This is a genomic window from Bradyrhizobium sacchari (assembly GCF_002068095.1).
In the GTDB taxonomy this organism is placed as follows: Bacteria; Pseudomonadota; Alphaproteobacteria; order Rhizobiales; family Xanthobacteraceae; genus Bradyrhizobium; species Bradyrhizobium sacchari.
Genome location: NZ_LWIG01000054.1, coordinates 81,624 through 89,954, shown reverse-complemented (window position 1 = coordinate 89,954; position 8,331 = coordinate 81,624). Strand labels below are relative to the sequence as shown.

Below are 8,331 nucleotides of genomic sequence, written 5' to 3'. Positions count from 1 at the left end.
GCTTTGCGCATGCGATGCGGTGTTGGCCAACTGCATCGCGGTGAGAGCCGTCGTCGCAAGCAGCACGAAACGAAGGTTGGTCATGGTGGTGAACTTCCCCGGAAGGTTCTTTGACGAAGTGTTGGGATGAACAGCTACGCGTTAGGCCGCATTGTGGCGGGCGAAGCGGTCGCGGCCCGATTTATTTCTGCACGCAAATCGACTCACTATGGTGACGTTCATTGCGCATTCAGACGCGCGTTGCAATCGCCTCACATGTGATGCTTCGCCTCATATGTGATTGCGCGGCGGCATTGCGTCCGTCGCAGGATTGGGTGTGAGCGGACCGCTCGGCCCGCGCGACGGAATCTCTTCAGGCGCGTGGCCCGGCAATTCGTCGGGCCGCGGTGGCGAGCCGGGCTCGCGCACCGGCGGCGTGATATCGGGCTGCGGATTGCCCGGCGGAATTCCCGGCGGCGGCTCGGTCGGCGTGCCCGGTGTCGACGGTGGAATCTCGGGCGGTTCGATCGGCATCGGCATCATCGAGATCGTTGTCCAGAGCACGATAACGACGCCGCCGTGCCGATGTTCCGCCTCACGTCCCTTCGAAGCGTGCCCTATTCGGGCAGATGACAGACGGCCTCGATGTTGTGGCCGTCAGGATCGAGCACGAACGCGCCATAATAGTTCGCGTGATAATGCGGACGGAGGCCGGGCGGTCCGTTGTCGCGTCCTCCGGCTGCCATCGCCGCCTGGTAGAACGCATCCACGGTGGCGCGGTCCTTGGCCGCGATCGCGATGTGCACCGGCTTGTTCATCGCGCCTTCGCCGCCGAACCAGAGGTCCGGCTTGCCGTCGGCGCCGAAACCCGCGGCCGCAGCGTGACCGGTCTGCTCCGCCGTGACCTCCATGATCAGGCCGTAGCCGAGCGGGGCCAGCGCCTTCGCATAGAACGCTTTCGCACGCTCATAGTCCGAGACCGAGAAACCCAGATGGTCGATCATCGCTAGTCTCCCCTGCTTGTCCCTGTCAGCGCGACAGGAACGTATTGCTGCGTGTCTTGCGTACGACCGTAAAGCCGCGCGCGACCATGTCGGCAATACAATCCTGCTGCCATTCGTTTTGTGACAGATGCTCGATCACCACCGCGCGGGGCCACAAGGTTTGTGGCGCATCGCGGAAGAAGCCGATCAGCACGCGGTCCTCGAAGCCCTCGACGTCGATCTTGAGCGAATCAACTTGGCGCACGCCGGCCTCGTCGAGGATGCGCGTCAAGCGCAGCGACGGCACCTTGATGGCCTCCGCGCTGGCTGCGCCGGTGACGACATGCGTAGCGCCGAGATTGCCGCCGCCGCTTTCGATCATCAGCGCGCCGTCGCTGTCGCCCGCGGCGGCCTGCACCAGGCGCACCTGCGTCGCCTTCGATGCGGCATGGTTGAAGGCGAGCCGTCCGAAAGTCAGTGGATGCGGCTCGATTGCGACCACCTTGCCTGACGGCCCCACCTGGCGCGCCATCACCAGCGCAAACGTGCCGACATTGGCGCCGACATCGACGAACACGCCGCCCGTCGGCGTATGCTGGCGCAGGAAGTCGAGCTCGTCGAGATTGTAGTCGGGATTGAACAGCGCGCCACGCTCGGTCGCGCTGCCCTGGTGATAGAACCGGAACGAGGCGCCCTGGTACTGCACGTCGATCGGTCCGCCGCGCAGCAGATTGACCAGCCGCGACAGCCAGGGCCGGAACGCGCCGCGCTTCAGCCCCGATCGCGTCGCGAGGCTGATGATCGCGGCCTGCGCCGCATTCGGCGCATACGCGCCAAACGGCGCGGATGAAGGGGCATTGTCGGGCGTCAAGCAGCAGGTCCTCGTTGCGAGCGGCGCATGCATAGCCGGTTTTGGCGGGAGCCACAATTTCGGTGTCGTGCCGGGGCGCGAAGCGAACCTGGGACCCATAACCCCAGGGAGGTGTGTGACGAAGACCGGCAGTTAAGTGGCTTTGCGCGGTACACGCACAGCCTGCTCAAGGTAAAATCACGTGGTATGGGTCTCGGCCTTCGCCGGGACGACAGTGCCTCACGCGGCCTTCTTCGGCGCCTTGCGCTGGCGCAGGAATCGCCCGAGCAGCCTGCGCCGGCCCTTGCGCGGGATCAGATCGACGTCGCTGACGAGCTTGGCGCCGCCCTTGCGGCGCTCAAGCACGATCTTTCGGCTGTGAAAGGCTTCCAGCTCGACACGATGCGCGACGCTGACGATGGTCGCCTTTGGCAGCTCGTCGGTGACCGTCTTCATCATCCTGTCCTGGCTCTTCTCGTCGAGTGCCGAGGTCGCTTCATCGAGCACGACGATGTCGGGCTGGTGCAGCAGCAGCCGCGCGAAGGCGAGGCGCTGCTTCTCGCCGCCGGACAGCGTCTGGTCCCAAGGACCATCTTCCTCGATCTTCTCCTTGAGATGATCGAGCCCGACCTTGTGCAGGGCTTCCCCGATCTCCTCGACAGTCCAGTCCTCTGCGGCGCCGGGATAGGCGACGGCGCGGCGCAAGGATCCGGACGGCACGTAGGGCCGCTGCGGCAGCATGAACAGCCGCCGGTCCGGATGAAAGTTGACGCTGCCGCCGCCCCATGGCCACAGCCCCGCGATGGCGCGCACCAGCGTGCTCTTGCCGGTGCCGGATTCGCCGGCGACCAGCAGCCGCTCGCCCGGTTCGATGACCACTTCGGTCTCGCCGACCACGGCGGTGCCGTCATCGAGCGTGACGGAGAGATCGTGCAGCTCCAGCATCGCCTCGTTGTGCGTCTCGCCGCGCTTGATGCGGCCGAGGCCGTCGCCCTGCTCGGCGCGTTCGAGGCCATCGAGCGACATCATCAGCGAGGCGATGCGGCGCGCGCAGGCGTTCCAGTCGGCGAGCCGCGGATAATTGTCGACCAGCCAGCCGAACGCGCTCTGCACGATGGTGAAGGCGGAAGCCGCCTGCATCACCTGCCCCAGCGTCATGCTGCCGTCGAGGAATTTTGGGGCGCAGAGCAGCAGCGGCACGACCGGTGCAACGAGGCTTGATCCCTGCGACACCAGTGTCGTGCGCATGTGCTGGCCGGCGAGGCGCGCCCATTGCCGCAACACGCTGGTGAAGTTGCGGTCGATGCCGTCGCGCTCCTCCTCCTCGCCGCCGAGCAGGGCGATGCTTTCGCCGTTCTCGCGCACGCGTGTCAGCGTGTAGCGGAAATCGGCCTCGGCCTGGTTCTTGTCCTCCGAGACCTGGACGAAGCGCCGGCCGATCACCATGATCGATCCGGAGGCGATCGTGGCGTAGAGGATGGCGGCGATCACGAGGAAGCCGGGAATGGTCACCGACGCGCCGCCGAGCGTCACGGTGAGCGCGCCGCCGATGGTCCAGAGCACGACGATGAAGGTCACAGCCGACAGCAGCGCCGAGGTGACACCGGTGAGGAAATCGACCGGCGCATCGGTCGCGATGCGCAAATCTTCGGCGATCCGGTATTCGGGGTTCTTGTGGTCGCCGTCGACGAGATTGAGCTGGTAGTAGCGCCCGTTGGCGAGCCAGCGCGTCAGCACGCTGCTGGTGAGCCAGGCCCGCCAGCGCCGCTGGATGCTCATGCGCGCGAACACCTGCACCACGCCGAGCACGATGCTGCCGATCGCGAGCGGGAAGAAAACTGCGGTGAGATGGAAAACGGTGGCCGCCTCGCGTTTCTCGATGGCATCGAAGATCGCGCGATTCCAGACGTTGATCCCGTACTGGAAGCCGACGGTGAGGACGATCAGCACGCCGAGGCCGATCGAGAACGGCCAGGCCAGGCGGTCGCCGTTGCGGCCCCAGAAGCCGCGCGCGCTGATCCAGAAGCGGGTCAGCAGGTAATCCTTGCGGGCCTGCTCGGCTTCTTCAGGCGACAGCTCGGGATCAGGCTCGAGCAATTCCGGCGGCGGCGGCGCGACCTCGTCGCCGTTCTCGCCCTTGATCTCGACGATGGGCGGCGTCCTGCCTTGTTCGCGTTCTGCGGCCAGCTCTTGCATGGCCGGACAACGCAAAGGAAATCAACCGGTTCCCGTCAGTTCCCGGGCGCATCCTAGCCGGCTGCGCCGCCGCGCACCCGCCGCAGCCGTGCAACCCGGTGGAGCACGTGCGACAGCTCCTCGATCGAATAGGGTTTTTGCACGAGATCGAAACCGAGGCTGCCCTCCTGCGACAGCGCCTCGCTATAGCCGGTGGTCAGCACGACCGGCACGCCGATGCTGCGATCGTGGACCGCGCGTGCCAGATCGAGCCCGGTCATTCCGGGCATCACGATGTCGGAGAACACGACATCGAAACGATCGGCGTCCACGACGAGCTCGGCGAGCGCATCGGCGGCATTGTCGACCAGCGTGATGCTGTAGCCGAGCGCGGTGAGGCCATCGGCGGCGAAATTGGCGAGCTCGATATTGTCCTCGACCAGCAGCACCGACATGCCGCTGTCGGCGACGGCGGGCGCGGTGTTCGGCGCCTGCTGTTGCGGCAGGAGGTCTGCGGGCACGCGTGGGAGATAAAGCGAGAAGGTGCTGCCCCGGCCGACTTCGCTGGTGACCGTGACCTCGCCGCCGGATTGCCGGGCGAAACCGAACACCTGGGACAGGCCAAGACCGGTGCCGTGGCCGACCTGCTTGGTGGTGAAGAACGGCTCGAAGATCCGCCCTAATCGCGCGGCCGGAATGCCGACGCCGGTGTCGTTGACGATCACGCCGACGAAACCGAAGTTTCCCGGGACATGACTGTTCGGGACGTGCGCCGGCGCGTCAGGAATGGTCGCTGCCGCTTCGACGGTGAAGCTGATCCGGCCCTTGCCCTGCATGGCGTCGCGCGCATTGGTCGCCATGTTGATCAGCGCGGTCTCGAACTGGCTGGCGTCGGCATTGACGAGGCACGGCTCCGACGGCAGCCGCATCGCGATCTCGATGGCAGGTCCCAGCAGCGTGGCGAGCATGTCGTGCAGCGACTGCAAACGCTCGCCGACGTCGAACACCTCCGGTTTCAGGGTCTGGCGCCGCGCAAAGGCGAGCAGCTGTGAGGTCAGCTTGGCCGCGCGCGCCACCGCGTCCGCGATCGCCGTGATGTAGCGCTGCCGGCGCTCCTCGGTCAGCTGCGGGCGGTTCAAAAGATCGACCGAGGCGCGGATCACGGTCAGCAGGTTGTTGAAGTCGTGGGCGACGCCGCCGGTGAGCTGGCCGAGGGCCTCCAGACGCTGGCTGTGCTTGAGCGCCTCCTCGGCCTCGCGCCGCCTTGCCGCTTCCATCTGCAGATGCTGGGTGCGCCGGAACGCGAATGCGAGCAGCAGAAACAGCAGCGCGGTGGCGGGAACTCCGAACACCAGATGCTGGCCGATGGTGGCGTACCAGCGCCCGCGGATCGCCGACGTCTCGAGCCCGGCACTGACATAGATCGGATATTCGGCGACGCGCCTGTAGCCGATGCGGCGCTCGATCCCGTCCGAGGGCCAGGCGATGGTCATGAGCCCGCGCGCGGGCTGCGCGGCGATCTCGCGGCCGACCGGTCCGCCCGGGTCGAGGCGGAGGTCGCCCTCGAGCCGCGGGAAATGCGCCAGCACCACGCCGTCGGCGCGGCCCATCGCGAAGAAGCTGCCGGGATCCGACCCGATCCTGGCGTAGAAGCTCTCGAAATATTCCGGCAGGACGGAAGCCTGGATCACGCCGGTGAAGCGGCCGTCGTCGGAGTCGCGGCGGCGGCTCACGCCGAAGAAACGCGCGCCCTGATAGGGCGGGCGCGGCGTCAGCGGCATGCCGATGAAGGTGCCGATGGTCTGGTCGACATGGGCGTAGAAATAGTCGCGGTCGGCAAAGCCGAGCTCGGGCGGCGGCGAGGCGAGGCTGTTGACCAGCGCCTTTCCGTTCGCGTCGAAGATCCAGGCTGATTTGAGCTGCGGCAGCGAATCGGTCAGCCGCTTCAGCCGCCGGTGCAGCATAGCTTCGCGGGCGCGGATGATGTCGTCGGGAAGGCCGCGCACGACCTCATTGAGCTCGGACAGGCTGCGGTCGATGGTCTCGAACACCTTGAGCGCGTGCTCATGCGCCACATCGAGCGTGCGCTCGATCTCGCGGTCGGCGATGTCACGGGTCGAGGTGTAGGAGATCGTGGAGGCGATCGCGAACAGCGCAATCGGCAGTGCCAGGGATGCAACCATCATCCACTGCAAAAGCCTCAGCGAATTGCGTTGCGCTCCCTGCACGGTCGCTCCGGTCCCTGGCCGGAGAGCTTACTTGAATTTCCCGCCGGGAAGGAAGCGGCTTGTCGATATAATCTTGGGTTGTATTCTGGAGAATCGCCCGCCACGCGCGTTGCGGCAAATTCTACTCAAACCGAGGCCGGTCGTGGCATGCCCCGGGCGTGATGGCCGGGGTCCATGGCATGAACGATGCTAGATCTGCCGCTCGACCATCTTGAGCTTCAGCTCGGCGATGGCTTCAGCGGGGTTGAGGCCCTTCGGGCAGGCCTTGGCGCAGTTCATGATGGTGTGGCAGCGATAAAGCCGGAACGGATCCTCGAGATTGTCGAGGCGCTCGCCGGTGGCTTCGTCGCGGGAGTCAGAGACCCAGCGGTTGGCCTGGAGCAGTGCGGCGGGACCGAGATAGCGGTCGCTGTTCCACCAATAGCTCGGGCACGAGGTCGAGCAGCAGGCGCACAGGATGCACTCGTAGAGGCCGTCGAGCTTCTCGCGGTCCTCGTGGCTCTGGCGCCATTCCTTTTGCGGCGTCGGCGAAGTCGTCTTCAGCCACGGCTCCACGGAGGCGTACTGCGCGTAGAAATTGGTCAGGTCGGGAACCAGGTCCTTCACCACCGGCTGGTGCGGCAGCGGGTTGATCTTGACCGCGCCATCCTTGACGTCGTGCATCGAGCGGGTGCAGGCCAGCGTGTTCTGGCCGTCGATGTTCATGGCGCAGGAGCCGCAGACGCCTTCGCGGCAGGAGCGGCGGAAGGTCAGCGACGGATCGATGTGGTTCTTGATCCAGATCAGGCCGTCCAACACCATCGGGCCGCAATCATTGGTGTCGACGTAATAGGTGTCGATGCTCGGATTCTTGCCGTCATCCGGATTCCAGCGATAGACCTTGAACTCGCGCAGCTCGGTCGCGCCCGCGGGCTTCGGCCAGGTCTTGCCGCCGGTGATCTTGGAGTTCTTCGGAAGTGCGAATTCAACCATAAGTCCTGCCTCTGGTTTCTTCCGTCATGCGCGGGCTTGACCCGCGCATCCATCTTTAAAGGATGGATTGCCGGGTCAAGCCCGGCAATGACAGCAATGATCAATACACGCGCGCCTTCGGCGGGATGTACTGCACGTCGTTGGTCATGGTGTAGTTGTGAACCGGGCGGTACTCGATCTTGACCTTGCCGGCATCGTCCAGCCAGGCCAGCGTGTGCTTCATCCAGTTCTTGTCGTCGCGCTCGGAGAAGTCCTCGCGGGCATGGGCGCCGCGGCTCTCGGTGCGGTTGGCGGCCGAGTTCATCGTCACCACCGCCTGCGAGATCAGATTGTCGAACTCCAGCGTCTCGACGAGGTCCGAATTCCACACCAGCGAACGGTCGGACACGGCGATGTCGGTGATGCCGCTGTGGACCTTCTCGATCAGGTTCTGGCCTTCGCTCAGCACTTCGCCGGTGCGGAACACCGCGCAATTGTTCTGCATCACGTGCTGCATGCCCTCGCGCAGCTTCGCGGTCGGCGTGCCGCCGGAGGCGTAGCGATAATGGTCGAGGCGGCCGAGCGCGAGCTCGGCCGAGTTCGCCGGCAGCTCGGGCTGCTTGGCATTGGGCGTCAGCTTCTCGGCAAGGCGCAGCGCGGCGGCGCGGCCGAACACGACGAGGTCGATCAGCGAGTTGGAGCCGAGACGGTTGGCGCCGTGCACGGAGACGCAGGCGGCCTCGCCGATCGCCATCAGGCCCGGGATGATGGCGTTGTCGTCGCCGTCCTTCTTGGTCAGCACTTCGCCGTGATAGTTCGTCGGGATGCCGCCCATGTTGTAGTGCACGGTCGGCACGATCGGGATCGGCTCGCGCGTCACGTCGACATTGGCGAAGATCTTGGCGGATTCCGAGATGCCCGGCAGGCGCTCGGCGAGCACCGCGGGATCGAGATGGTCGAGATGCAGGAAGATGTGGTCCTTCTTCTTGCCGACGCCGCGTCCCTCGCGGATCTCGATGGTCATCGCGCGCGAGACGACGTCGCGCGAGGCGAGGTCCTTCGCGGAAGGTGCATAGCGCTCCATGAAGCGCTCGCCCTCGGAGTTGACGAGATAGCCGCCTTCACCGCGCGCGCCCTCTGTGACGAGACAGCCCGAGCCGTAGAT

Annotated in this window: 7 protein-coding genes; all 7 read right to left on the bottom strand. The window is 65.7% G+C overall.

Annotation, left to right across the window (positions count from 1 at the left end; genetic code table 11):
- Positions 1-270: 270 nt before the first annotated feature.
- Positions 271-513: a hypothetical protein gene (locus A5906_RS34735; RefSeq protein ID WP_080139627.1), complete on the bottom strand. Its 243-nt coding sequence runs from the start codon at positions 511-513 to the stop codon at positions 271-273.
- A gap of 83 nt (positions 514-596) precedes the next feature.
- Positions 597-983 carry a VOC family protein gene (locus tag A5906_RS34730; RefSeq protein ID WP_080139616.1) on the bottom strand — a complete coding sequence of 129 codons (387 nt, stop codon included), beginning with the start codon at positions 981-983 and terminating at the stop codon, positions 597-599.
- A gap of 25 nt (positions 984-1,008) precedes the next feature.
- A complete protein-coding gene (locus A5906_RS34725; protein WP_080139626.1) occupies positions 1,009-1,833 on the bottom strand; it encodes an FkbM family methyltransferase in 825 nt (274 codons plus the stop codon).
- A gap of 219 nt (positions 1,834-2,052) precedes the next feature.
- Positions 2,053-4,008 (bottom strand): ABC transporter ATP-binding protein/permease, encoded by a 1,956-nt coding sequence (locus A5906_RS34720; RefSeq protein ID WP_080139615.1) that lies wholly within the window; start codon positions 4,006-4,008, stop codon positions 2,053-2,055.
- A gap of 53 nt (positions 4,009-4,061) precedes the next feature.
- On the bottom strand, positions 4,062-6,215 hold the full coding sequence (locus A5906_RS34715; protein WP_080139614.1) for a hybrid sensor histidine kinase/response regulator: 2,154 nt from the start codon (positions 6,213-6,215) through the stop codon (positions 4,062-4,064).
- A gap of 189 nt (positions 6,216-6,404) precedes the next feature.
- Positions 6,405-7,187, bottom strand: a complete 783-nt coding sequence (locus A5906_RS34710; protein ID WP_080139613.1) for a succinate dehydrogenase iron-sulfur subunit — start codon at positions 7,185-7,187, stop codon at positions 6,405-6,407.
- 100 nt (positions 7,188-7,287) lie between these two features.
- A partial coding sequence (locus A5906_RS45575; RefSeq protein WP_245327056.1) for an FAD-binding protein occupies positions 7,288-8,331 on the bottom strand: 1,044 nt, incomplete at its 5' end.

Excerpts from the sequence above, each read along its gene's own strand:
- A5906_RS34735 (WP_080139627.1), bottom strand. The coding sequence starts at position 513 with ATGCCGATCGAACCGCCCGAGATTCCACCGTCGACACCGGGCACGCCG.
- A5906_RS34720 (WP_080139615.1), bottom strand. The coding sequence starts at position 4,008 with ATGCAAGAGCTGGCCGCAGAACGCGAACAAGGCAGGACGCCGCCCATC.
- A5906_RS34730 (WP_080139616.1), bottom strand. The coding sequence starts at position 983 with ATGATCGACCATCTGGGTTTCTCGGTCTCGGACTATGAGCGTGCGAAA.
- A5906_RS34710 (WP_080139613.1), bottom strand. The coding sequence starts at position 7,187 with ATGGTTGAATTCGCACTTCCGAAGAACTCCAAGATCACCGGCGGCAAG.